Source organism: Candidatus Chloroploca asiatica (assembly GCF_002532075.1).
GTDB lineage: Bacteria > Chloroflexota > Chloroflexia > Chloroflexales > Chloroflexaceae > Chloroploca > Chloroploca asiatica.
This window is the reverse complement of record NZ_LYXE01000041.1, coordinates 1-25,518: the sequence shown is the minus strand read 5'-3', so window position 1 is coordinate 25,518 and position 25,518 is coordinate 1. Positions and strand designations below refer to the sequence as shown.

Below are 25,518 nucleotides of genomic sequence, written 5' to 3'. Positions count from 1 at the left end.
TCCTCCTCTAACCTTTGTATTCTCTATTATAATATACTGGCCCTATCAAAGTCCGCCCATTGCCAGGAGGCATGAATGAGCGAAATGACAACCCATCCATCCAGCCGCCCGGAGTGGCAGGCCCTGCAGTCACACGCCCGGGCGTTCCAACAGGTGCATTTGCGTGAATTGTTTGCCGCAGATCCCGGACGAGGCCGACGTTTCACCGCTGAAGCGGCCGGTCTCTATCTTGACTATAGCAAGCATCGCATCAGCGAAGAGACTATCGCGTTGTTGATGGCGCTCGTGCGTTCGGCTGGCCTGCCTCGCCGCATTGATGCAATGTTCGCTGGTGAAAAGATCAATGCAACCGAAGGTCGTGCTGTCCTGCATGTTGCGCTACGCATGCCTCGTGGCGCGATTGTCAATGTTGACGGTCAGAATGTGATCTCCGAAATCTATGCCGTGCTCGATCGCATGGAAGCTTTTGCCAACCAGGTGCGCAGTGGTGCGTGGCTGGGTCATACGGGGCGTCCGATCAAGAACATCGTCAATATTGGCATTGGCGGCTCGGATCTCGGCCCGTTGATGGCCTATGAGGCGCTGCGCCACTACAGTCAGCGCTCACTGACCTGCCGTTTTGTCTCGAATGTTGATGCCACCGATTTTATCGAGACCGTCCGCGATCTCGATCCCGCCGAGACGCTCTGCATTGTCGCCTCCAAGACCTTTACAACGCTTGAGACCATGCGCAATGCGCACACCGCACGAGCATGGCTGGTCGCACACCTCGGCGACGAAGCTGCCGTAGCCCGCCATTTTGTCGCCGTCTCAACCAATGCCCGCGAAGTGACCGCCTTTGGCATTGATCCGGCCAACATGTTCGGCTTCTGGGATTGGGTCGGCGGGCGCTACTCGATGACTTCGGCCATCGGGCTCTCAACGATGCTCGCCCTCGGCCCCGAGGCCTACCACGAGATGCTCGGTGGCTTTCGGGCCATGGACGAACACTTTCGCACCGTGCCCTTCGAACGCAATATGCCGGTGATCATGGGCATGCTTGGGCTCTGGTACACCAGTTTCTTTGGGGCCGAGACGCAGGCCGTTCTTCCCTACGATCAATATCTCCGCCGGTTTCCGGCCTATTTGCAGCAATTGACGATGGAGAGCAACGGCAAACGCGTACGCTTCGACGGTACACCGGTTGATTATCAAACGAGTGCCATCTACTGGGGCGAACCAGGTACCAACGGACAACACTCGTTTTACCAGTTGATCCACCAGGGCACCAAATTGGTACCGTGCGATTTCATCGGGTTCTGCCATAGCCTCAATCCCGTTGAAAACCATCACGATCTCTTGATGGCCAATATGTTTGCGCAGGCCGAAGCGTTGGCCTTTGGCAAGACCAGCGAAGCCGTAGCCGATGAAGGTGTCGCTTCCGAACTTATCGCCCACCGCACCTTCCCCGGCAATCGTCCGAGCACCACCATTCTGGCCCATCGCCTCACTCCGGCGATTCTCGGAGCGCTCATTGCCCTCTACGAACACAGCGTCTTTACCCAGAGCATTGTCTGGGACATCAATGCCTTTGACCAATGGGGCGTTGAACTCGGCAAAGTACTGGCGGGGCAGATCGTACCTGAACTCACCGCCCCCAGCGAGCCTGTCCTCAACCATGACAGCTCAACCAACAACCTCATCCGTCGTTATCGCGACGCCCGAAAATAGGTGGCAATACCATCGGGGCCAGCAAAGCTGGCCCCGATAGGTCGTCTTTCCTCTTGACAATTTCAGCCTCACGAGCGCGGGGTCAGCGTTTCGAGGGGCTCACGCACAGGATGATAGCCGTTCTGAGAGGCACCGATCTTCGCCACACTCGGTGCAAAATCAGGCAAGGGAGCCACATGTTGCGGCGGCTGATATTCAGGCACCAGGGTGCGCAACATCTGCAGCAACACCTCTTCGTCGTGTGCGTGGATCGCACCCTCGATCACGGCGAGTGAGTCGGCAAGTTCAACGGGAACCCAGTTGTTCACCGTGCCTGCAACAAAGATCTTCGCGTGGGTCGTCGCACGATACTTTTCACCGGCAGCAAACAACTCCTCAAAGAGCTTCTCACCGGGGCGCATCCCCTGGAAGACAATATCAATATCCTGCCCCTCTTCAAGGCCCGAGAGACGGATCATATCGCGGGCCAGATCAACCACTTTGACTGGCTCGCCCATATCAAGCATAAAGACTTCGCCCTGAGTACCGAGCACCGAGGCCTGCAACACAAGTTGGACAGCCTCGGGGATGGTCATAAAGTAGCGTTGCATCTCGGGATGGGTCACCGTCACTGGGCCACCTGCGGCAATCTGCTGCTTGAAGGTCAGCACCACGCTGCCTCGGCTGCCGAGCACATTGCCAAAGCGCACCGCAACATAAGGACGGCCAGTGCGCTGACCCATCTGATGAACCAGCATCTCGGCCATCCGCTTGGTAGCCCCCATCACGCTCGTTGGATTCACGGCCTTATCCGACGAGATCATCACAAAGCGTTCGACGCCTGCGGCCTCGGCTGCTTCAAGCAAATTCCGGGTTCCAAGGACATTATTGCTAATCGCCTCGATCGGATTCGCTTCCATCAGGGGCACGTGCTTATGAGCAGCGGCGTGGAAGACAATCTGCGGTTGGTGATGTTGGAGCAAGTTGTTCAGGCGGACAGTATCACGAATATCGGCAATCAACGGCGTGAGGATTGGCGGTGACACATCTCTCTGCGCAGCGATGGTGCGACGCAACTCGCTATGAATCTCAAAGATACTATTTTCGCCATGGCCGAGAATCAACAATTCTGCCGGGCCAAAGCGGACAATCTGACGGCACAACTCACTGCCAATCGAACCACCGCCACCCGTGACCAGCACACGCCGACCACGAATCAAATCACGCACCGCACCAATATCGGTCTGCACTGGCTCACGCCGCAAAAGATCGGTAATCTCGACCGAACGCAACTGGTTCAGCTTGAGACTACCGTCAAGCAACTCGGACAATCCGGGCACCGTCAACGTCTGCACGCCGACACTCTGACAGATCTGCACAATCTCGCGGATCGCCTTACCGGGGGCCGTTGGCATCGCAATGATCACCTGGCGCACCCGATATTGCTTGACGAGTTCGGGGATAGCATAGCGATCCCCAAGCACGCTCACCCCGTGGATGCTCACCCCTCGTTTCTTCGGATCATCATCAAGAAAACCGACAACCCGCATCCGCCAGAAGAGTTTGCTCTGCAACTCACGCACCGTCATTGCCCCACCGTCACCGGCTCCCATCACCAGCACCGGTGTCCGGGCCTCTTCGTCCCAATGAGGAATCTCGCGCCGCTTGCGCTGATTTGACCAGACACGCAGGGCGAGCCGGGGAGAACCCAGCATTGCCACGAGCAACGGCAAGAGAATCAGTGGGATCGAGCGCGGAATCCGCAGGGCTGGAACGAGGGCTCCAAACGTCAGCACAATGGCTCCGAGCAACAATACGGCCAGAGTCACTGTCCGAATCAGTACCAGGATCTCATCAACCGACACATAACGCCAGTATTGCTGGTAGATCCTGGCCTGGGCCAGCATCAATGGTACCAGCGCCATCGCGGTCGCCACCATAAACAAAAAACCCGGACGATACCCTCCGATCCCAAAGAGTTCGAGACGTAAGAGAAATGCAGTATAGACCGCAAGAGGGATCAGGATCAGGTCAGCTAGGAGTAAATGGCGGTTACGAAAACGATCCACAGCTGTACTCCTGGTCTATGCCATTACACAGAATCGACTCACCCTGGCTCACCTTTGTCTGCTGCTGCTAGACACACTCTAAAGAACTGCCCTTGACAGCGATGTGTCGCGGCAGCATATCTATGCAAACTGAGCGTAGCACTTCTAGTATAACCTTGATAAACACGGGCGCTCTGGATTTTCCTTACCACCATGGGGACAACAATAGACGTAGATAAAGTGGCATGTACTTCTTGTCCTTCTGGAGATCGGCCAGGTCTGGGCTTGAACAACAGCTTTTCATCCCGAAGGTGCTGTATACGCGGCAAGAGCGATTGTGCGGTCAGGATAGATCTGAAAAAAGGTGTCAAAACGACTTTTTCGAAAAATTTCGGCAATTGGTGGTTGGAGTCCGACCAAGCGGACGTCGCCACCAAGAGGTTGCACTGCTTTCAACGTCGTGAGCAACATCCGTAGCGCAAGACTGGCAACAAAGGTCACCTGGCTCATATCAGCCAGCACTTTCCCATGATGGTTGGCGACGGCGATCGCGAGTTGTTCTTCAATCGAGGCAACGCCAACTGCATCAAGACGTGCCGGCAGTTGAACGACAAGCACATCATTGATCAGTTCAACCTTCACCGTTTTGCCTTTCTTCATCTATGCCTTGATCACCGCTGTCGCACAGGAGCAGGTATGGAGAGAGATGAGTAGGCTTATTATAGCATCACTCTGCTTATCCTCACATCCGCGACACGACCAGGATGGTAATATCATCAGACTGAGCGGCACCATCAATATGGAGATCAACCGCATCAATGATACCCTGCATCAATTCAGGTGCAGCCAGAAGGGCATTTGTGGTCAGCACCTGACGCAGATGCCCTTCACCAAACATCTCGCCATGCGGATCAAGTGCTTCGGTAATGCCATCACTAAACATCACCAGACGACATCCAGGGTTGATGACCGCATGCTGCACATCGTACCGCTGATCAGACAGAATACCGAGGGGCATCGAGCCAAGCTCAGTTTCGCCAAGCGTTGCGCTCGCCCCATCGACGATCAAGGGGGGATTATGGCCAGCATTGACATATGCCAGAATCCCGGTACGAGGATCAAGCAACCCATAAAAGAGCGTAATGAACATCGTATTATCACTATGTTCACGACAGAGATAGTCATTGACCAGCCAGAGTGCATCAGCCAGGATCGCTTCGGCATCTTGTTGATCGGCACATTGGAAAACACGTGGCGAAAGTGAAGCCGCCCGCAACAACGAGCGGGTCAGCGCCACAAAGAGGGCTGCGGTAACCCCTTTGCCACAGGCGTCTGCCACCACGAGACCGAGCAACTGATCAGGCAATTCAATGCAATCAAAGAAATCGCCACCGACGGCCTGTGCCTCACGGCTCATCGCCGTCAACTGCCAGCCCTCGGGTTGGGGCAGATGCTTGGGTAAAAAAGAGGTCTGGATCCGCCGGGCAACGGCCAATTCCTCTTCCAGACGGTTGAGGCGCACCAGTTCCGTTTGCATCGCCTGAAGTTGCCGATACGCGTCGATTAATTCGGCATTCTTCCGTTCTAACCCGGCAATCATGCGCCGGTTGGCCTCACGCACCCGTGCCGAGCCACTGCTCAACAGTTGCATCGCTAGGTCAGGATTCGACCGTAGCAGCGTCTTGAAAGCTTCTTCACCCAGAGCGATCAGCTTACTATCAGCGATAGCCCGTACCGTCGCCGAGCGTGGACTCCGATCAATCAAGGCCATTTCACCAACAATATGGCCGGCCCCAAAGGTGTCGAGACGCAATTCAGTTCCGTTAACATAGGTCAAGACATCAACATTGCCTTCGAGAATAATGAAGCATTCATGCCCCGCTTCGCCTTCAGCAAAGAGAAGCGCCCCTGCTTTAAGCTGACGGTAGGTGATTGTTTCAGCCAGGCTTCGCAAGGCATCAAGAGGTAAGTCGCGAAAGAAGGATACCTCACGCAAGAGGCTCTCGGTCATGGGTAGATGTCCCTTCGTTACGGTCAGTTCATTCCATCCGCTCTGCGGATCGTGGGTATAACTAATCTGGTCAACCAGTTCACGTACAAAAAAGATACCCAAACCACCAGGATCACACTCAGCCGCGCTGGTGTGATTCAAGTCAGGTGGTGGATGTTCACGGAGATCAAACGGGCATCCCCGGTCACGAATGATGAGTTGCAGTGTCTCGTTGTGATAACGACATTCCAACTGGATGGGGCCGGTATGGCTTTCACTGTACCCGTACTTGATAATATTGCTCGCAATCTCTTCAACCACCAGGCGCATCAAATAACGCTCCTCAGGCGATAGCTTAAACTCGTGCTCGATACTATCGCTGAAGGTAAGCAGAGTCACCAGCCCAGACCATGTACCAGAGACTTGGATCTGCCGTTGCATACGCGCTCCAGAGGTTGAAGACGAGCCAAGGACGGATACGCTTGTGAGCGCATCAGAAGAGGGTTCGTGTTTGTCTTCTTGTTTCGAGTATACCATTTTTCAGGTGGTTTGTGGCGTTGCCTTTGGCTGAACGTGGGGCCCGCGACCCCTAAGAAGCTCGCGTGTGCTGGCGAAAACGGCTAGCTTCGCTGGCCGTTTTCGCCAGCACACGCAAGGGTTTGTCGGGCGCTAGACCTAAAGGTTATGCCTATGGAGCCGTAGGCTCCATAGGCATAAGACTGAAACCTCCTTGCCTCTTTCGTACGAGGTGGTATCATAGAGTTTATCGGCATGAAGGCTGCTATGCAGGAGACTCGCAGTGACACGTTCACACTGGCATGCGACACTTGACCAGGCGCCTTTACCAGGGCACGCGTTGCCACCCCGCGCCGAAGTGGTCGTCATTGGTGGTGGCATCCTGGGGGCAATGACTACGTACTGGTTGACCCGCGCCGGGGTCGCTCCACTGGTGCTCGAACAGGCTGGCCCCGCTGCAGGTGCCTCGGGCAATAATGGCGGCCTCTGTATTACCGGTACTCCCGAGTCCTACCCCGCTGCCGTACAGCGCCTCGGTCGCGCAACAGCCCAGGAGGTCTGGGCATTGACCCTACGTGGCCTGGCGATGCTGCGTTCGGTTGTCGAGGAAGAAGGCATCGCATGCGATTTGCGCCCCGATGGCCACCTTGAACTTGCCGCCAATCCTGCCCAACTAGCGGCCTTGACCCAAGCGGCGGTCGAGCTCCAGGCTGATGGCTTTCAGAGTAGCATCGTTGACCGTGCGGCGATCACCACGTTGTTTGGCCTGCCACCAGGCGATGAATTGATCGGTGCCAGATACAACGAGGCCGCAGCGCGACTCCATTCGGCTCGTCTGGTGCATGGCTTGTTTGCGGTGACCGCCCGTCGCGGCGCACGCTTCTGCTGGCAGACGCCCGTTACCAAGCTGGACATATCAGCCTCACCTCGTCAGCCCCGTCAAGTCACGCTCACCACACCCCGTGGCGTTGTGACCGCCAGTGCTGCGGTGGTCGCTCTCAATGCGTGGAGTAGGGATCTCTTGCCGGAACTCGACGGAATCGTGCGTCCCGTCCGTGGACAGGCGCTCGCAACGGCACCGGTGGCACCCTCACTCAACCTGGCTTTTGGCGTTGATCTCACGCCGACCGGCGAGTATGGGCAGCAAACCGTTGATGGAACGATCGTCTTTGGCGGATGCCGCGCTCTTGCCCCGCAACGTGATGTAGACATCCGTGAACCGGTGCCGACCCCTCTGGTGCAAGAAGCCCTCGATACTGCGCTTGTGCGCATTTTTCCGTCGCTGGCCGGTGTCCCTGTTGTCCGTCGCTGGGCCGGGTTGATGGGCTTTACCCCCGATTATCTGCCCGTCGCAGGCGCAATGGAACGCTTGCCTGGGGTCTGGTTTGCCGGAGGGTTCTGCGGCCACGGTATGCCGTTTGCTGGCCCCTTCGGGCGCTTCCTTGCCGAAGCGGCCCTGGCCGGTACGCTTCCACCTGAACTCGAACCCTATCGTCTGCAACGCCCCACGCTTACGCAGGGATGAAGATGAAGCATCCCATCGGGCATACCGTAGTGCCGACTTCAGTCGGCTGAGCCGGAAGCCGACTGAAGTCGGCACTACCTGATTTCATTCTTACTAACCATTGGCTCTGAAACCGACAATCGCTGCTTGAGCGCCTGGGCCGCTAGGGCATACCCACCCTCGGCACCGTCAACCAGATGGACTTGACGGCCCATACGTTCAAAGACGAGACAGGTAAGAATAGCCCGGTCGGTAATGTGGAGGCCATAGACAAGGTCACCGTGCTGATACTGGGCTTCCAGGTAGGTTTCGAGTTGCATGCGCTGGGCAGGTGTGCTAGCGATAACCATGCGCAGCGCACCATCGAATTTGCGGTAATCAGTCGTACGAAAAGCCAATGCCCGATAACTGTCCCACCAATGTCGCAAGCGGTAGATTCAGGCCAGCACGTGTCGGGCTGCGGCAATGACGTGCTCAGGTGTAATCTGTTCCATACATTCGGGGCCACTGGTGCCCCGTGGACAAGCATCAAAGACGCCACACGGGCTGCAAAAGAGGTCGGTCCGCAGCACGCGCTGCCGCCTGGCGTCACCCCACGGCCCAAAGCGTTGATGGTCGCTTGGCCCAAAGAGGTGAATTGTCGGCACGCCCTGGCTCACCGCCAGGTGCAATGGCCCACTGTCCACGCCGAGCACCAGGGCCGCGCGGCCAAGTAGCGCCGCCAGTTCGCCGAGTGTCGTTGCCCCGGCGAGCGTCAGCGGGGCAGGCTCGATCAGGGCCGCCAGTTCGGCAACCAACCGCTCTTCACCGGGGCCGCCAGTACAGACAAGGTGTATCCCGGGCAGTTGCGCCAAGTCGTTGGCAACCTGCGCCCACGCGGCGACCGACCAGTGTTTGATGACACCGCCCGTGCCGGGATGGATAATCACCATACGCTCGTCGGGGTGCAGGTGTGTGGCGAGCCAGCCATCAGCCCAGCGTTGCGCATCAGCCGTGGGCGTAAAATGCAGGGCCGGCAGACCAGTGGTAAGAGTTGATGAAGGTCCAGGTTGCACCAGTGCCTGTACCACCTCGAGGGCCTGACGGGTGACGTGGGTACGCGGGTCATAGGGCAGGGCCGTGGTCAGGAACGGTACCGAACGGGGGTGCGCGTGGCCGATGCGCTGGGGAATGCCTGCGAGCGCGACCAACCCAGCCCCCCACCAGTGGTCATCACGCAAGAGCAGCGCCGCATCATAGCGGCCCTGGCGCAAGAGGGCGGCATACTTTCCCAGAAGCAGATAAGGACGCAAGCGGTTACGCCCCTTGCTGGCGCGCTCGAAGCCAGGAAAGGGCAACTCGATCAGTTGATTGAGATCAGGGTTCGTCTGCCACATCTGGCGTGACCAGGGGCCGACAAGCCCGACGAGGGTAGCATCGGGCAACGCCTGCCGCAACTCGCGCAGGGCAGGCGTTGCAAGCAGCAGATCACCGAGATGATCCGGTTTCACAACCAGGATACGCTGTAGACGGTACGCCTGCATAGGCTTAAAAGAGCATCGCACCACACTCGCGGGCGAGTTGCCGCAAGCGCTCAGCAATGGGCTTATTGGCCCGTCGCTCTTCTTGGTCGGCCAGTTCGTTGAGTTGCTTGACCAGTTCAGGCGTAATCCGACTAACATTGGTACGCAAAAGACGCGTTGCCGCCTGGGGCGTCTCGGCCATCAGCAACTCATTGATAAAACGCTCTTCGGGCGAGAGACGCGCCTGGATGACATCAATCGCAACATCGGCCAGGCGGGTCAGCAAGGTCTCGATATCCTCGCGTCCGGCACGCTGCGCGGCACCAACATTGGCCGAAAGCACCATCATAAAGGCTTCGTCAATGGCTTCACCACGCTCACGGAGGGCGACCTCGGGATCGGGGGCTTGCATCACCTCTTGCAGCAAGACACTGCCGGCCTCGAACATCGCCTCGGCTTCACGGTCGAGTTGTTCGACCGCCGCGAGAATGCGGTCACGCCGGTCAGTGAGCGCCGCTGCGGTTGCCTGCTCACCAGCCTGTTCGGCCGCCTCAATCCGGCCCGTCAGCAATTCAAAAAAGCCATAATCGAGCACCGGGCGCAACTCGGCCACCGCCAGGTCAAGCTCTTCATCGGCTACGGCAACGAGACGCTCGAGCGCCTCTTGCATCTCCTCCTCATCGGGTGGATCTTCGTCATAGGTCTCAAGCAACTGATTCTGGATCGCCATCAGCAACTGACGTGTTTCTGCCTGATCAGGGGGCGTTGCCTGCACAAAGGCCGACAGCGTTGCAAAAAACTCGGGGGTCAGATCGGCCCGCCGTTGGGTCACCATTGACGCAAACTGGGCCTCATCACCAACCACACTCGCGAGTTCACTGATCAACTCGATATGAGCACGCTGCCGATCAAGCGCCTCACGGCTCACCCCGTCGGCTTCAAAGATCGCCTCAACGAGCGACTGCATAGTCAAAAAGCGGCGCGGGGCAAGCAGATACGCCCGTGACACATCTTTGGGCAGCTCGCGCAACAAAAAACTGGTCGCTTCACCTACGAACTGTTCTTGTTCCTGGGGGCTGCTATTTAACTCGGCTGGAACATGGACAAGGCAGAGTTGCTTGGCGGCATCGTGATAGACAAGCGGAGCACCAATCATGCTCGGTGTACTACACTTTGGGCAGACAGCCACATTCAACTGGCCCCCCAGAAGGGCCGGCTTCAATTCAGGCTGTACACTTACATCAACCAACGTATAGATACCAGTGCGAAATGACGTACCACACGCTGGGCAGGTAATTTGCACAGGCTGGGGGGCAACCGGGGGCATAATGCGCTCCAATCCTTTTTCGATTTTACTTCGGGCTTGATTATACCAGGATTCAGAGGATACTCATGCCCGCTCGGTCACACCAACTACAGCATAGAGGGGGTCACTGAGCCAGCGTCGCGGTGAACGATCCAGGGTGACGATCTCTTCAAAACAACTGGCCAGTTCAAAATAACGCCGCACCAGGATGCTATGCTGAGCATCACTTGTATTGACCCAGATCTGTACGGCTTTGCTGGGGAAACAACGGTTGGAAAAGGTCACAATAAAGGGCGAACCAGGTCGCAAGACCCGCCCCACTTCGGCAAAGACCTCAATTGGGCGCGTCAGATATTGCACGGAAACCGTACAGACGGCACCATCAAACGAGGCATCGTCAAAGGGCAGGCGCGGTTGTTTGTTGAGATCATGGATCACACACGCATTGAGTTGCGCATTGTTGCGCATCTCTTCTTCATTCAGCCCTAGGCCAATCACCTCGTCATACGCGATCTCAGGAGGCATATGGCTGACAAAACTACTCATCAAATCAAGGATGCGACCGCCAGGTGGCAACAACTCGCGGAAGAGTTGCGACGTCGCAGCCGAGGCAGCATCATCAATATGCGCCGTCAACCGTGGGTAGAGGTAAAAACCACGGTCGTCGCTTTCGTCATAGCGCTTGAAGTAATTTGCGGGCAGACCGTTCTTCTCCAGGCGCAACGTACTACTCCTTACCTGACATGGTGTCGGACAGCCCGACAACAGCACTAGCCATTTACGATTCCTGTTATAGTATAGGCTGATTTCTGATACTGGCGCAAGGGTGCGCACAGTAAAGGGTGTGACGAGGAGAAGTGACTATGCGCGCGATTCACGTTCATGCAACAGGTGGTCCCGAGGTTTTGCAACTGGTTGACATCACTCCACCCGAGCCTGGGCCTGGTCAGGTACGCGTCCACGTGGCCGCCATCGGGCTCAATTTTATTGACACCTACCATCGTACCGGGCTCTACAAACTGCCCTTGCCCTTTACCCCCGGGATGGAGTTTGCTGGTACGATTGATGCGCTGGGCGCAGGGGTGACGGGTTGGACCGTTGGTGATCGGGTCGCCACCGCTTCGGGATCGGGTGGTTATGCCGAATATGCCCTGGCCCCTGTCGAGCGCCTGGTCGCTGTGCCCGCCGAGGTTGCTTTGAACCAGGCTGCGGCGGTGATGCTCCAGGGTATGACGGCGCACTATCTGGTGACGAGCACGTATCCGTTGAAGTCCGGTGAGACCTGCCTTGTCCACGCAGCCGCAGGCGGGGTTGGGCTCTTGTTGGTGCAGATGGCGAAGGCGATCGGCGCACGGGTTATCGGAACCGTCTCGACTGAGGCCAAAGCTGCGCTTGCACGGGGTGCCGGGGCCGACGAAGTCATTTTCTATACGAGTGAGCCCTTTCCCCAGCGCGTGCGTGAGTTGACCGATGGGCGGGGCGTTGATGTGGTCTACGACTCGGTCGGGGCGACAACCTGGGAAGGGAGCCTCGACAGTCTGCGGCCCCGGGGCATGATGGTCACCTTTGGCAATGCGAGTGGCCCGGTGCCTCCTGTCAGCCCCCTGGTCTTGAGCAGCAAAGGCTCGCTCTTCCTGACGCGCCCGACCCTGGCCCATTATATTGCTACCAGTGAAGAATTAGCCTGGCGCGCAGGCGATATCTTTGCCTGGATCGGCAGTGGCAAACTGAACGTACGCATTGATCGTAGCTATCCGCTGGCCGACGCCGCAGCGGCGCACCGTGCGCTTGAAGGACGCGAGACGACCGGCAAGGTCTTGATCTTGCCGTAAATGTGCGCCGTACGGCGCAGCTTCGCGGCGAATACGTTTCAAAATATCAAGAGGAACGCATGCGAGTTGTGATGAAATTCGGCGGAACATCGGTCGGCAGTGCTGATGCCATCCGCCACGTGGCCCGGATTGTCGCTGACAGCCACCGCGAGCACGAGGTTGTGGTCGTGGTGTCGGCAATGAACGCCCCCGATTTACGTACTACCGACACCCTGATCGCAGCGGCGAAGGCCGCAGCTGCCGGCAATGGTGAGGCAACGGGCGAAGTTGCACCACGTTTGCTCGACCTTCATCTGCGAGCCGCCGCCGAACTTGCTTCGCCCGAAGAGTGTGCCGCCCTTGAGCCTGAACTGCGGGCGATGCTGGCGTATCTGAGCAATCTTTCGCATAGCATTGCAGTGCTCGGCGAATTGACGCCACGGGCGCTCGATCTCTTTAGTGGGCTCGGCGAGCGCCTCAATGCCCGCCTCATTGCCGCTGCACTGCGTAGCGCTGGTCTCGCTGCTGAAGCCGTTGATGCGACGCGCCTCATTGTCACCGATGAACACTATGGCTCGGCGTCACCGCTGATGGACGAGACTCGTGCGACGAGCCGGGCTGTGCTTGAACCAATGCTGGCCCAGAAGATTGTGCCCGTGGTGACCGGTTTTATCGGGGCCACCAAGGCTGGCGTGCCAACGACGCTCGGGCGCGGTGGTTCCGATTATACGTGTGGCATCCTGGGGGCCGTGCTTGAGGCAAAGGAAGTCTGGTTCTGGAAAGAGGTTGATGGCGTCCTGACGGCCAATCCGAAAGTGGTGCCCGAAGCCCGTACTCTGCCTCGCCTCTCGTACAATGAAATGGGCGAGATGGCCTACTATGGGGCCAATGTCTTGCATCCCAAGACGGTACGCCCGCTGGTGCAAGCAAAGATCCCGATCCGCATTCGGAACACCTTTAACCCGGCGCATCCAGGCACCATCATCAACGGGGCCGACATGCCCGGCACAGCCCGGGCAGTCACGGCGATCAACGATGCCAGTCTGATCACCGTCGGTGGCCCAGGCATGCTCGGGCTGACGGGGGTCGCCGCACGGATCTTCGGGGCCGTGGCGCGGGTAGGTGCCAACACGCTGCTGATCACCCAGGCGTCGAGCGAACAGAGCGTCTGTTTAGCCGTGCCCCGGGCCGAGGCCGCGGCGGCGGTTACAGCCTTGCGTGCCGAGCTCGCGGGTGATTTGTCTAGCCACAATGTCGAACATGTCGAAGTGCTCGACCAGGTCGTCATCATTGCCGTCGTCGGCTCGGGGATGCGCGGCACCCCAGGTATTGCCGGGCGCGTCTTTGGTGCGCTGGGCAATGTTGGCATCAATATTATTGCCATTGCCCAGGGTAGTACCGAGAATAATATTTCACTCGTTGTGGCTGCCAGCGATGGCGATGCTGCCGTACGTGCGATCCATCATAGCTTTGACCTCTGAAAAGCAAAGCAGATGCACAATTATTGCGCATTGATTACCTCTTGACGCAGTGCGCCGTGAGCAGTATCATAAACCTGTGAAGTAGCTCACAAACTGTGCGAGGTCTTCAATGCTTATTCAGTTGCGACCATCACCCCATGTGCCGCATCATGCGCACCGACGCCGTTGCTACTTTGCGCCCGAGTCGATCCATCTTTACCGCCGGGTGCTGATACGACGGATCGGTATAACCCCTGGTCCGCGGCCTGCGTCAATCCTTGATACAGTGGCCCGTGCCTTGCTTAATGCACGGGTAGCGTAAGTTACACCGAGCGCACACAAGCACCCTGAGGGGTTGTCTGTGTGCGCTCACTTGTCGCAGGGTTTACGAAGAGGCAAGCAGGCGAAGGGCTTGACGCTTCATATAGGCCAGCAGCGAGGTAATGCCATTGAGCCGCTGGGGGCTCAGCACTTGATGCAGGCCCATCGCCTCAAAAAAATTCCCCGGTACCTCCAGCACCTCTTGTGGTGTCAAGCCCTCGAAACCTTCCGTGAGCAGTGAGGCATACCCACGAATCGTTGGTGCTTCGGCTGGCACATCAATATGAAAGATGATGCGCCCGTCAATCAGTTCACTCTGGACAAAGACCGGGCTCATACACTCGTGCACCTGTTCCATGCCAGTATGGCCTTGCAAATGCGGGGGCAAAGGAGGAAGGCGGTCGGCATACTCCAGCATTAATTCGAGTTTCTCGGTACGGTCACTCGCCTGGAAGTCTTCAATAATTTCCTGTAACCGTGGAGGAATATGAGGTGTTTCATTCATTGAGCATCTCTTCTTTTGCTGTTAGGCATGTTTCAAACGAGCTTGACCGTTTGCGGTGATCGGAGTGCCGACTTCAGTCGGCTGAGCCTGGAAGCCGACTGAAGTCGGCACTCCAAACGGTCAAGCAACCGAGTTAATCAATCTGCAAAATATACCCTTTGCCGCGCACATTCAGCAGATACCGTGGCGCACTTGGATCGGGTTCGATCTTCTGGCGCAGATGATGAATGTGCGGCTTGATCAACTCGCCAGCCTCCATATCATTGGCCTCGTAGCCCTGGGCACAACGCACCAACTGGGTATACGAAAGCATCTGTCCGGCGTGCTCAGCGAGGCAGAGCAGCAGACGAAACTCGGTTGGCGTCAGATTGAGCGAGCGCCCACCAAGCATGGCTGTCTGGTGCCAGGTATCGAGTTGCAACTGGCCGATAAGCACCTGGCGATCATTGCTACTGGTCGTCGACATAACTGGCGTAGGCTGGGTGGCCGGCGATGAGGGGGCCGGGGTGGTTGCGGCAAGCGGTGTAGCGGTATCGTCCCCTGGCATTGCCCCGGTCAATTCCTGAGCAGCGGCCCCGATCGCATTGATCAGCGCATGCTGACGCTGACGTTTCATCCGTTCATTCAACCCGGCCTTGACACGCTCAATGATCTGTCCGGGGTCACTCGTCTTGAGCATATAATCGAAAATACCTTGATGCAACCCTTCGATCGCTGTCTCCAACGAGCCATGGCCGGTGAGGATAATGACCACCGTATCATTTGAGCGCTGTCGCAGGGCTTCGACGACCTGGATGCCATTGATGCCCGGCATCTGCAGATCGACGAGCATCAGATCAAACTGCTGACGCTCGAACATTGCCACGGCCTCTTCACCACTCGCCGCTACGGTGACGATATATCCGGCGCGGCTGAGCAATGTCGAGAGGGTCAGGCGGATGTTTTGCTCATCATCAACAACAAGAATATGGGCAGATTGCGTCATTCGTTTGCACTCCGTGCCAAAAAGCACTATAGTTTGGGGGATTCATCTTTTCGGCATTATACTGTGCGACGCTTTGCAGTGTCAACGCGTTGGAGCGATAACCATGGGCGATCTCGAAGAAATTCGTGCATATGTTCAATCCCTCGAGAAGCGCCTGCAGATTGCCGAGGCGCGGGCAGAGGCAGTTGAGCGTGAGGCGGAACTGCAACAGAGTCGGGCTGTTGAGTTAAGTGCCCGTTTGAGTGCGATCCTCTCAATTTCGGCGGTCTTGTTGATCAGTCGCGATGTAGACGCCATCGTGCAACTGGTTGTCCGTGAAGCGGTGAATCTCTTTCCCGGAACGAGTGCCGCCCATCTCTTCTTGCGTGAGCCCGAGAGCGACCGGCTGGTGCTCTGGGCGTCGGCTGACGAAGAAGGACGCCCATGTGGGCCCGGGCTCGCCGAGATGGCGATTATGTCGCCGCGGGCAATGTTGCTCGTTGGCCCTGAACTTGAACTCGCGCTGGACAGGATGAGTCCGCATAACCTCGCGGCTTTGCAGGATGGGTTGCCATCCTGGCCGCCTTATAGCGCATTGCTGGCCCCGCTGCGCGTCGAGAGTGCCCAGATGGGCGCACTGGTGCTGTATGGTGGGGTGCATGCCCATCTCTATCACCCGCGTGATATTCCGTTTGTTCAGGCCCTGGCCGATCTGACCGCAGTCGCAATTGACGAAGTGACCCAACGTGCCCGTGCCGTCGTCTTGCAACGCGACCTGGCCCTTACCCAGTCGCTACACGCCGAGGCCCAGGCGCGCTTGAATACGGCCCAGGCCCAGTTGTTGCAGAGTGCCAAACTGGCTGCGGTGGGTGAGTTATCGGCGTCGGTGGCGCACGAAATCAATAACCCTCTCTATGCCGCTCGCAATAGCCTCTACCTGGTCGAGCAGGATTTGCCCGAGGATGCACCTCAACGCACCTTTCTCGCGATTGCCCAGCAAGAACTCGGGCGCATCGCACGCATTATTACGCGTATGCGCGACTTCTATCGGCCAACACGCGCCGAGCTTGCGGCAACGAGTATTAATGCGTTGCTCCGCGAAACCCTCGAACTTGTCCAGACCCATCTGCGTCACGGGCATATTCAAGCCGTTGCCAACCTCGAGCCTGATCTGCCGCTTACCATCGCCCACGCCGATCAACTCCGCCAGGTCTTCCTCAATATTATTCTTAATGCATGTGACGCCATGCCACGGGGCGGCGAACTGCGGGTGACTACGCAGATGCTGCAGGCACGCCCTGAGGCACCGTCAACGATAGGGATTTATATTGCAGATACAGGGGTAGGCATCCCCGCAGAGCACCTCCCCCATCTTTTTGAACCATTTTATACCACCAAAGTCCAGGGGACAGGTCTTGGGCTTGCCATTAGCGCCCATATTGTCACTCAGCACGGAGGGCGCATTACGGTCGAGAGCGAAATAGGCACGGGAACCGTGTTTACGCTCTTTTTACCAGTCAACGCCTAGCGCAGACCGAACCTTGATGACAAGCAGTCTAGGCCCAATACCAGGCAAATAAGCTCACGCGAAGGCGCGAAGGGTTCGCTCAACTACGAGAAAACCTTTGCGCTTTTGCGGCATAATGTTGAAACATCAATAGTTGACCCCTTTAGCTTTTAACCTCATGCTGACGCATTAGAGTGCGCCCTCTACAGCAAAAGTGTAAATCGTTTTGCCATCCCAACACAGCTAGTTGTGGCTTTACAACGCTCTAGATTGCCTGTCAGGTCAAATCAGGTGAGTTGTTATTTTGCTACTACCAGTTGCGGCGTCGCCCCATCACAGAGTGGGCTGAGACTGCTACGATAGGGGCAGGTGAATTGTGTCGCTTCGCGTATTCTACTCCGTACCTCGTAGGGCGGAGGAGCGTAACCCATGCCTGTTCGTCAGATCTACATTGTTGATGATGACCCGGCTGCTGCGCTGATTACCCAGCGCGGGCTACAAACCATGCTTGGCGAACGTTTTAGCGTTTGGGTTGCACCCTCTCCAAACGCGGCGTGGCTCTCGTGTGCAATGGGCAATGTTGATCTTTTAATTGTCGATCCGAATCCCCACACCAATGGTGCGCTATCCCTGATACGAGTAGTCCAAGCGTTCCGGCCTGATATTCCGGTGCTGGTACTTACCGCGTATGATACACCTGGGTTGCGTGCACGTATGCGCGAGTTGGGGGTAGCTCGTTATGTTGCCAAACCGATTGAGTTACGTGAGCTTGTACCGATTGTGAAAGCGATTATGCCTCCTGAACACATGCACCCGGTGTTGAATGGGCCATCGCTCGCCACGTTGAGTTTGAGCAGCCAATCAGGGAAATAGGTCGTCATTCTCCATTCACGTCGATGTTCGTTTGTCAAAGCCGCCTGTGTTGCAGGGGGCTTTTTTTTGCGATTCGCCTGTCTACACTATGGTATGATACGATATACGTATCATGGCAAAGGTAAGACAGCATGCGACAGTTTCGTTTTGATTGGCGCTGGGTGGCGCTGCTTGGTTTCATTGTTGTGCTGGCCAATGCCCAGACCTTGCCCTGGCCGGTTATCGTGCTGACCTTTTGGGGTGGCGGGGGCTACCTCCTCTGGCAAGCATGGCAGGCCTGGACGTTGACCGGGGGCCGCTTGCCCGGTGCCCGTGAGACCACACGAGTCACTTACTGGCGTGGGCAACGCATCGAAACTGCAGGCTCGCCCCGTCGTTTACGTTCCTTCACTTGGGGCGAACTTGCTCCCGTTGTGCTCTATGGCTTGATCGGGTTGGCCCTGGTTTTTGCCGGCCTTGCGTCGCTGTTACGCGCAGTCTAACGCAAAAAACTCTGGGGGTAGTGCCCTTGGCACTGCCCCCAGAGTGAGAGGAGAAGGAGATACTCTATAGTATAGCACCTTCTGCGATGGGTTGCATGTGTGCTGGATTACATCAAATGTGACATAAAAGATATGAATTGAGTGAAGGCGTTAGTTTATGACATTTATGGATGGCTTGCTGCAACGTAAACGCTTGATCACCGATCGCCAGGAGGCTTTGCTGGCCGAGTTACGCTCAATCCTGGAGCAATTGGCGGCTGCGCTTGAGTCATTTGGGGCCGATCTTGATGTAGCCGATCAGCGCACGCTGAACGAGACGCTTGAGCATCTTGAGGGCCTCTTTCTGATTGTGGTCGCCGGCGAGTTTAACTCGGGCAAGTCGAGTTTTCTCAATGCGTTGCTCGGTGACCAGTTGTTGCCCGAAGGGGTGACGCCGACCACCGATGCGATCACACTCTTGCAGCATGGCGATGAGGTGACAAGTAACCTGCGTTCCAGTGGGTTGCGCGTGACGACCTTCCCTGCCGACGTACTGCGCCAACTGACCATTGTGGATACACCGGGCACCAATGCGGTCATTCGGCATCACGAGCAACTGACCCGCGATTTTATCCCTCGCGCCGACCTCGTGCTCTTTACAACCTCCGCTGATCGTCCGTTTACCGAGAGCGAACGCGGTTTTCTGGAGTTGATCAAAGAGTGGGGCAAGAAGATTATCATTCTTCTGAACAAAATTGATATTCTAAGCCCCGCTGAACAAGAACAGGTGCTCGGCTTTGTGCGTGACAACGCGCATGCCTTGCTTGGGGTCACCCCCGAAATCTTTCCTGTCTCGGCACGCCAGGCGATCCGCGCCCGCCAGAGCGACGGCGAAGAGCGTGAGCGCCTCTGGGAGATGAGTCGTTTTGGCAAGGTGGAAGAGTATGTTGTTGATACGCTTGATGAAGAGACCCGGGTCAGGCTGAAATTACTCTCGCCGCTCGGGGTAGCCCAGCGCCTCAATCGCAAATACCAGGGGGCAACCGAAGTCCTCCTCGCAACCCTGCGCGAAGATCTGGTGACGATTGAGAATGTCGAGCAGCAATTAACCCTCTTCCAGGAGGATCTGCAGAACGATGCACGCTACTATCTGGGCGAGATCGACCAGATCCTGCAGGATCTGGTGACGCGTGGCGATACCTTTTTTGATGAGCATATCAAAATTCAGCGCTTGACTGATTTGATGAATGGCGACAAGTTTCGGGCCATGTTTGAAGAGGAGGTCGTCGGTGATCTCAATGCCGAAATCGAGAACAAGGTTCATGCGCTCATCGACTGGATCATCGAGAAGAACCTGCGTCTCCAGCAAAGCATTGATGAGTATATTAAACGACGTTCGAGCCAGCACACTGATAAATTGATCGGCTCGGTTGGCGGCAGTTTTGAATACAACCGACGGGCCTTGCTCGACTCGGTGGGACGCACGGCCAGTGCGGTGGTCGCAAGTTATGATAAAGAGCAAGAGTCGGCCATGCTGGTCGACGAAGTTCGTGCGTCCATTGCCGCAACGGCGTTGACCGAAGCGGGCGCAGTCGGCCTCGGCGCGGTTGTCGTCACGCTTGCCTCGGCAGTCTGGATTGACTTCACCGGTATTCTGGCGGCAACGCTGATGGCGGTTGGCGGCTTTGCGTTGCTCCCTGCCAAACGCCGCCAGGCCAAAAGAGCCTTGCGCGAGCGCGTTGATGATATGCGGGCCAAACTGCGCCAGGGGATCGAGCAACAGGTCAACCGCGAGGTTGAACGCTCGATAAGTCAGATCCGCGAACGCAATGCCCCCTTTACCCGCTTTGTGCGTGCGCAGCGCGGGCAGTTGAGCGAACTGCAGCAAACCTTCACTGATCTTGATGTCCACCTTGCCCGTTTGCGCAAAGATATCGAGGGGTGAAAAATCTTGACACTACCTGAAACTTCGTGCTACAATTCACGAAATCAGCCGAATGTCAATCTGTGGGCGGAGGAGTGGAGTGGAACGTCTTGATGTACCCCCTGATGTTGTCATCCGCCGACTACCGCTCTATGCGCGAAGTCTTCGTTATCTGCTGGATGAAGGTGTGCTCTCCGTCTCCTCCCAGGAGCTTGGAGAGCGTATTAATGTAACGGCGGCTCAGATCCGCAAGGATCTCTCCTATTTTGGTGAATTTGGCAAGCAAGGGATAGGCTACGATGTGGAAAAGCTCCTTACCCACATCGAACGCATCCTGGGCTTGAATCATCGCTGGCCCGTCGTGCTCGTCGGGGCTGGCTATCTCGGTCAGGCCATTGCCCGCTACGAAGGCTTCCAGAAACAGGGTCTGCAGATTGTCGGCCTCTTTGATACCGATCCAACAAAGATTGGACAGCAGGTTGGCGACAATGAGATCCGCGATTATGCCGAGATGCCCGCTATCATCGAAAAGTATCAGGTGCGCCTGTCGATCATTTCCGTTCCCGCAGCCCACGCGCAGAGCGTGGCTGACCTGCTGATCAAAGCTGGCGTGCGCGCCATTCTTAATTATGCCCCGATTATCCTCCAGACACCTGATGACGTGTGGGTGCGCTATATCGATCCGGTTGCGGTGCTCCACAGCATGACCTATTATCTCGCCCGTGAGCAAAGTTAAGCGTCTGTCAACGACGTTTTTTTGTTCCTTTAAGGGTGCATCACGTGCTGGCGAACGATACTGACACCCTTTTCAGACAGCCCGTGAGCCAGTGGTGTGGAGAGAAACAGTGTCGGTGCGTAGCCTGCACGGTCACCCCGAACGGAGTGAGGGGTCTTCCGTGCGGATCAGTGCAGATTCCTCACTCCGCTCCGTTCCGTTCGGAATGACAGAGGACACGCTGTAGCCGACAACACGGTTTGTTGCTTAGGAGCTCAGCGAAGGGTCTTCCGTCGCTTACGAGAGATGCTTCGCTACGCTCAGCATGACCGGTGGGCGCGGACTTTGCTCAAGCCCTGTCACGGGCACTCACCCTGTTGCTCGCGACGCCACTGGCCCGCAGGCTATGTGGTACTCGGGGTGATACAACCCCAGAAAACGTGCGCTACAGACGACTTACCCCACGCGTATCCGTGAACGTAGTGAGAGCGCCGAGATGCTGACAAGCCAGCGCGTGGCCTGTTCAGCCCGAGTCAGTGGGACAGTGGGCTCAACCAGGATGACCTGCTCTTGCTTGATGATGCCTCCTTGCTGGCGAGATGTGAGTGTCGTGAAATGCCAGTAAATCGTAGGGGGAAAAGACTCGACAGAATACCGTGGCCGGGATGTCTGGGACTCCGGGGTGCTATACCAGCGACGCGGCTTCATCAAAAACTCCACACTCATATGATGGGAAACAACCTCAAGGTCACACGTGCCCTAATTGTACTATAGTAGCACGGAGATAGCGATACCTTTGCAGACGTCATGATTGCTTATTGCAGAAAAGTGCAACTAACTGGCCTGGTACGCCAACGAGGGTTCGTGGTTGCACTAGCTGATGTGCTGATCATGGGCAAAGAGGGCGAGTTGAGTACGATGTTCAAGGTGGAGCTTATCGAGCAGGCTGCGAATATGGGCATGCACGGTACGGATCGAGATATGTAGTTCATCGGCGATTTGCTGATTGGTCAAGCCCTGCCCGACGCACCGTAACACAGCACGCTCGCGCCCAGTCAGCGCGGCAAGCGGCCCTGAAGGTGGCAGGGCCGGATGTTGCAGGTGTTGGAGCAAGCGGCGCGCCAGCAGCGGATGCAGCGCACTCTCACCGTGCGCCACAGCTCTGATGGCCTCAAGCAACTGATCAGGGTTCGAGTCTTTGATAATGCATCCGGTAGCACCTGCCTGCAATGCGGCCAGCAACTTCTCATCATCGGTAAAACTGGTCAGAATGAGAACGCGTACGTGAGGCACAGCCTGTAACAACCCGTGAATGGCTGTCACGCCATCCATCCCGGGCATGATCAGGTCAAGGATCACCACATCAGGCGCGAGTGAGGCCGCGAGCGTGATCGCTTCGGCCCCACTGGCCGCTTCGCCAACCAGTTCAAATTCTCGCGTCGCCGAGAGCAAGAGCCGCAAACCCTGACGCACGATCGGATGATCATCAGCCACCAGCACTTTTAACACGCTTCACCTCATCATCACTGCGCGCTCAGCGAAAGGCTGCGCGCCAGGGCCAGCTACCTGCGAAGGCACCGTTACCCGCACCACCGTGCCATGACCAGGGGCACTCGCCACATGCAACTCACCGCCGATCGCTTCGGCCCGTTCGCGCATGGTGATCAAACCAAGCCCGGCCGAGTGAGCCATGGGCAGAAAACCGCGACCATTATCGCTCACCTCAAGCAAGACACCCTGCGTTTCATCACTGCAGAGTACCACCGAAAGCAGCGAAGCCCCAGCGTGGCGTAAGGCATTATTCAACGACTCCTGCGCAATCGCATACAGTTGCGGCTCAATCATTGAAGACAGCATCCGTTGGTAGCGATCCGCATCGAGATATACCTTGATCCCTGTGCGCTCTTCGACCGCCTCAAGGCGGAGCCGCAACGCTTCGGCAAGCCCCTGCTGATCGAGTTGGGGAGAGCGTAATTGATAGATGAGCAGGCGCATCTCTTTGAGTGATTGGAGTGAAATCTCCTCAATTTGGCGAAACCAGTTGGTAAGATCTTCCTCTGTAGCTTCGTGGATCGTCATTGTCCAGGCACGGGCCAGCAACGTCATGCTGTAGAGCGACTGGGTAATCGAATCGTGCAGTTCACGCGCCAGACGCCGCCGTTCTTCCTGTGCGGTACGTACCATCGTATCTTGATAGAGGCGGGCATTTTCGATGGCGCTGCTAAGCATCCCCGCAACAATCTGGGCGAGTTCACGTTCGTTCGTGCCAAAAGTTGTGCGTTCTGGAGAGGCATGGATGACAAAGAGTCCGAAACCCCGTTTACGCGCAATCAACGGTTGCACAAGGTATGTCCCCGCTGAGGGGGCCGTGCCATCATCGGGGCCAAGCAGTAGCGCACACGCAGGCTCTGTCGTAACCGTGCCATTGAAGCTTGTCAGAACCATCTGGGCAAGGGGGAGCGCATCCATCGGAACAACCTGACCACTGCTGATTACATCAGGATGACCAATGACCGCCAGTGCGACCAGGTTCTCAGTCTGTTCTTCACAAAGCCAGATAGCAAGACGGTTCGCTTCAAAGAGCGGCAGCAACGCGCTTCCAACCGTGCGCAGAGCCATCGGCAGATCGGTCCAACTCATCAGCGACTGGGCAATCTGATTGAGGGTAGCCAGACCATCGAGGCGCCGACGCAACAGACGATTGGCTTCGAGACGACGCAAGAAGGCCCCAACCATCTCGGCCATCGCACTCAAGGGGGCCAGTTCTTCGGGTTCAAGCGGTCGATACGGTCCTGCGAAGCCAAAGGCAACGAAACCCCAGGGACGCCCTTCGACGGCAACAAGGGTCGCGGCGATGCCTGCGATCTTGCGGCGTTGCCAGAAAGCATGTTTCGGTGAGCCAGGAATGAAGATCTTTTCTGCCGGGCCACCAACAGGCTCACCTTTGAGCAAGCGCTCAAGAAAGACTGGATTGATCTCAGTCAGTGGGGTTCCATCATTGATCGTCGTTGGATCAGGCAATTGAAAGACAGCTTTATAGGCAGGAATGCCATTGATCGTCCGCATGGCATAGAGACCGATATGATAGAGATCAGTAGCCTGACGAAACTCATCGAAGACACTCATCAGCAGGGCCTGATGCTGCGCATCATCGACATTGGCGCGCAACAATTGGCGGGCACAGCGCGCAATGGCGAGTTGCACGCGCAACTGGACGGCTAGGCGTTCTTCGGCCAGTTTGCGCGTGGTCATATCATAGGCGATACCGCCTACCGCCATCACTGCTCCGGTCGCATCATAGATGGGAAACTTGGTAACATAGTAGGTATGCAGTGTACCATCTTGCATATGTTCAACTTCACGTTCGATCGGCTGACCACGGATGATGGCTTCCTGTTCCTGGATCCGCCAGGGCAGCGCCCGGTTGCCAAAGAGATCGAAATCGCGCTTGCCTTCTAGTTCGACTTGGCTCAGGTTGAGGGCCTGTTGGGTGAAGACATTGGTCAAGAGATAATGTCCATCAGTGCTTTTGACATAGACCGCAGCAGGAGAATTGTCAAGCAAGGTCTGAAGCAGGGCCTGACTCCGACGCAAATCGTCCGTCCGCGCCTCAACGAGTAATTCGAGTTGGTTATTGAGGCGATCACGCTCGGCCAGTGCGGTTGCTGTTTCACGCAGACTACGGGAAAGCCGGTTGATCAACCAGCCAATGGTGTTGCCAATCAGCACCGCATAGATGACCACCACAAGCGCGTTGAGCAACAATTCATCGATGCTCACGACACGCACAGGAATATCAGATGGGATTGGAACCAGACCAACGGCCATACCCGCCAGGGGACCTGCCACAAACGTCACCGCAAGCACGGTAAAGGGGACAGCATGCCGTGGCTCAAGGAGCAGACTGGCCAGAATGACGGTAAAAAGGAGGTGGATGCGTCCGATACCGACCAACCCGGACTGCACTGTACTGAGAAGAGCCAAACCCAACCCGATGCTCAAGAGCATGTAGAGTTGGAGACGATACCCATAGCGGGGGACGAACACCAGGATAAACAGGGGGATCAACAAGAGCGTTCTGCTGCCCAGGGTGACAAACTGTTGCGCTGCCCATAGTTCGACAAAAGAGACAAGATAGTAGAGGCCAAAAAAGACCAAGAGAGCTCGCAGCAACACCTTGACCAAGCGATCACGCCAGCGCTGCAATGCATCAGGCTGATCAGGTGTAATCATAGAGGCACGCGTGGACTCTGGAGTGACCATTTTGCTATCGCCAAAGCCGATTACTATAAGTCCAAGTATAACATCTGCCCAGGAGCATGTAAACGGGGAGTTGGCGGGGAGTCAGGGCTGATGCAAAGTCAGAGCCAGCAGCGGCAACCGACACATGTGAACACCTTTGCGGTACGATGATGATAGCAA

General features: G+C 56.8%; 20 protein-coding genes. 9 read left to right on the top strand and 11 right to left on the bottom strand.

Annotated features, from left to right (window positions below; translation table 11 throughout):
* The first annotated feature begins 75 nt into the window (after positions 1-75).
* A complete protein-coding gene (pgi, locus tag A9Q02_RS03550) occupies positions 76-1,710 on the top strand; it encodes a glucose-6-phosphate isomerase (RefSeq protein WP_245860280.1) in 1,635 nt (544 codons plus the stop codon).
* A gap of 68 nt (positions 1,711-1,778) precedes the next feature.
* Here the strand turns inward: pgi and A9Q02_RS03545 are convergent, their stop codons facing one another.
* The 3 genes from A9Q02_RS03545 to A9Q02_RS03535 all read right to left on the bottom strand — a co-directional run bounded on the left by A9Q02_RS03545 (position 1,779) and on the right by A9Q02_RS03535 (position 6,168).
* Positions 1,779-3,758 carry a polysaccharide biosynthesis protein gene (locus A9Q02_RS03545; protein ID WP_097650984.1) on the bottom strand — a complete coding sequence of 660 codons (1,980 nt, stop codon included), beginning with the start codon at positions 3,756-3,758 and terminating at the stop codon, positions 1,779-1,781.
* 279 nt (positions 3,759-4,037) lie between these two features.
* Positions 4,038-4,397, bottom strand: a complete 360-nt coding sequence (locus A9Q02_RS03540; RefSeq protein ID WP_245860277.1) for an STAS domain-containing protein — start codon at positions 4,395-4,397, stop codon at positions 4,038-4,040.
* Positions 4,398-4,479: 82 nt separating this feature from the next.
* A complete protein-coding gene (locus A9Q02_RS03535; RefSeq protein WP_097650983.1) occupies positions 4,480-6,168 on the bottom strand; it encodes a SpoIIE family protein phosphatase in 1,689 nt (562 codons plus the stop codon).
* 358 nt (positions 6,169-6,526) lie between these two features.
* Between A9Q02_RS03535 and A9Q02_RS03530 the strand changes: the two genes are divergently transcribed.
* Entirely contained in the window at positions 6,527-7,768 is a 1,242-nt protein-coding gene (locus A9Q02_RS03530; RefSeq protein WP_097650982.1) for an NAD(P)/FAD-dependent oxidoreductase, read from the top strand.
* A 74-nt stretch (positions 7,769-7,842) separates the two neighbouring features.
* Here A9Q02_RS03530 and A9Q02_RS03525 read toward each other — a convergent pair whose 3' ends face one another.
* The 4 genes from A9Q02_RS03525 to A9Q02_RS03510 form a co-directional block, all read right to left on the bottom strand.
* Entirely contained in the window at positions 7,843-8,175 is a 333-nt protein-coding gene (locus A9Q02_RS03525) for a DUF3095 family protein (RefSeq protein WP_281256865.1), read from the bottom strand.
* Between the two features lie 9 nt (positions 8,176-8,184).
* Positions 8,185-9,237 (bottom strand): glycosyltransferase family 9 protein, encoded by a 1,053-nt coding sequence (locus A9Q02_RS03520; protein WP_245860276.1) that lies wholly within the window; start codon positions 9,235-9,237, stop codon positions 8,185-8,187.
* Between the two features lie 37 nt (positions 9,238-9,274).
* Positions 9,275-10,576: a CpXC domain-containing protein gene (locus tag A9Q02_RS03515; protein ID WP_097650979.1), complete on the bottom strand. Its 1,302-nt coding sequence runs from the start codon at positions 10,574-10,576 to the stop codon at positions 9,275-9,277.
* Positions 10,577-10,639: 63 nt separating this feature from the next.
* Positions 10,640-11,278 (bottom strand): class I SAM-dependent methyltransferase, encoded by a 639-nt coding sequence (locus A9Q02_RS03510; protein WP_097650978.1) that lies wholly within the window; start codon positions 11,276-11,278, stop codon positions 10,640-10,642.
* Between the two features lie 140 nt (positions 11,279-11,418).
* Here A9Q02_RS03510 and A9Q02_RS03505 point away from each other — a divergent pair, with 140 nt between their 5' ends.
* Both A9Q02_RS03505 and A9Q02_RS03500 read left to right on the top strand, forming a co-directional pair.
* Positions 11,419-12,387 (top strand): quinone oxidoreductase family protein, encoded by a 969-nt coding sequence (locus A9Q02_RS03505; RefSeq protein ID WP_097650977.1) that lies wholly within the window; start codon positions 11,419-11,421, stop codon positions 12,385-12,387.
* Positions 12,388-12,446: 59 nt separating this feature from the next.
* Positions 12,447-13,847 carry an aspartate kinase gene (locus A9Q02_RS03500; protein ID WP_097650976.1) on the top strand — a complete coding sequence of 467 codons (1,401 nt, stop codon included), beginning with the start codon at positions 12,447-12,449 and terminating at the stop codon, positions 13,845-13,847.
* A gap of 364 nt (positions 13,848-14,211) precedes the next feature.
* Here A9Q02_RS03500 and A9Q02_RS03490 read toward each other — a convergent pair whose 3' ends face one another.
* Together A9Q02_RS03490 and A9Q02_RS03485 are read right to left on the bottom strand one after the other, a co-directional pair.
* On the bottom strand, positions 14,212-14,652 hold the full coding sequence (locus tag A9Q02_RS03490) for a SufE family protein (RefSeq protein ID WP_097650974.1): 441 nt from the start codon (positions 14,650-14,652) through the stop codon (positions 14,212-14,214).
* Positions 14,653-14,785: 133 nt separating this feature from the next.
* Positions 14,786-15,637, bottom strand: coding sequence for a response regulator transcription factor (locus A9Q02_RS03485; RefSeq protein WP_097650973.1), 852 nt, complete (start codon positions 15,635-15,637; stop codon positions 14,786-14,788).
* A 103-nt stretch (positions 15,638-15,740) separates the two neighbouring features.
* Here A9Q02_RS03485 and A9Q02_RS03480 point away from each other — a divergent pair, with 103 nt between their 5' ends.
* The 5 genes from A9Q02_RS03480 (at position 15,741) to A9Q02_RS03460 (ending at position 21,117) form a co-directional block, all read left to right on the top strand.
* The gene (locus A9Q02_RS03480; RefSeq protein ID WP_097650972.1) at positions 15,741-17,144 is read left to right on the top strand and encodes a sensor histidine kinase; all 1,404 of its coding nucleotides are present in this window, start codon (positions 15,741-15,743) and stop codon (positions 17,142-17,144) included.
* 408 nt (positions 17,145-17,552) lie between these two features.
* On the top strand, positions 17,553-17,996 hold the full coding sequence (locus A9Q02_RS03475) for a response regulator transcription factor (protein ID WP_097650971.1): 444 nt from the start codon (positions 17,553-17,555) through the stop codon (positions 17,994-17,996).
* A 131-nt stretch (positions 17,997-18,127) separates the two neighbouring features.
* Complete coding sequence (locus tag A9Q02_RS03470; RefSeq protein WP_097650970.1) at positions 18,128-18,478, top strand: hypothetical protein; 351 nt, start codon at positions 18,128-18,130, stop codon at positions 18,476-18,478.
* Between the two features lie 157 nt (positions 18,479-18,635).
* Positions 18,636-20,402: a dynamin family protein gene (locus tag A9Q02_RS03465; protein WP_097650969.1), complete on the top strand. Its 1,767-nt coding sequence runs from the start codon at positions 18,636-18,638 to the stop codon at positions 20,400-20,402.
* 79 nt (positions 20,403-20,481) lie between these two features.
* Positions 20,482-21,117: a redox-sensing transcriptional repressor Rex gene (locus A9Q02_RS03460; protein ID WP_097650968.1), complete on the top strand. Its 636-nt coding sequence runs from the start codon at positions 20,482-20,484 to the stop codon at positions 21,115-21,117.
* An 852-nt stretch (positions 21,118-21,969) separates the two neighbouring features.
* On the opposite strand, the gene A9Q02_RS03455 is transcribed toward A9Q02_RS03460, so the two are convergent.
* The gene (locus A9Q02_RS03455) at positions 21,970-22,605 is read right to left on the bottom strand and encodes a response regulator (RefSeq protein ID WP_097650967.1); all 636 of its coding nucleotides are present in this window, start codon (positions 22,603-22,605) and stop codon (positions 21,970-21,972) included.
* 3 nt (positions 22,606-22,608) lie between these two features.
* Positions 22,609-25,329, bottom strand: a complete 2,721-nt coding sequence (locus A9Q02_RS03450; RefSeq protein ID WP_172450592.1) for a sensor histidine kinase — start codon at positions 25,327-25,329, stop codon at positions 22,609-22,611.
* Positions 25,330-25,518: the final 189 nt, after the last annotated feature.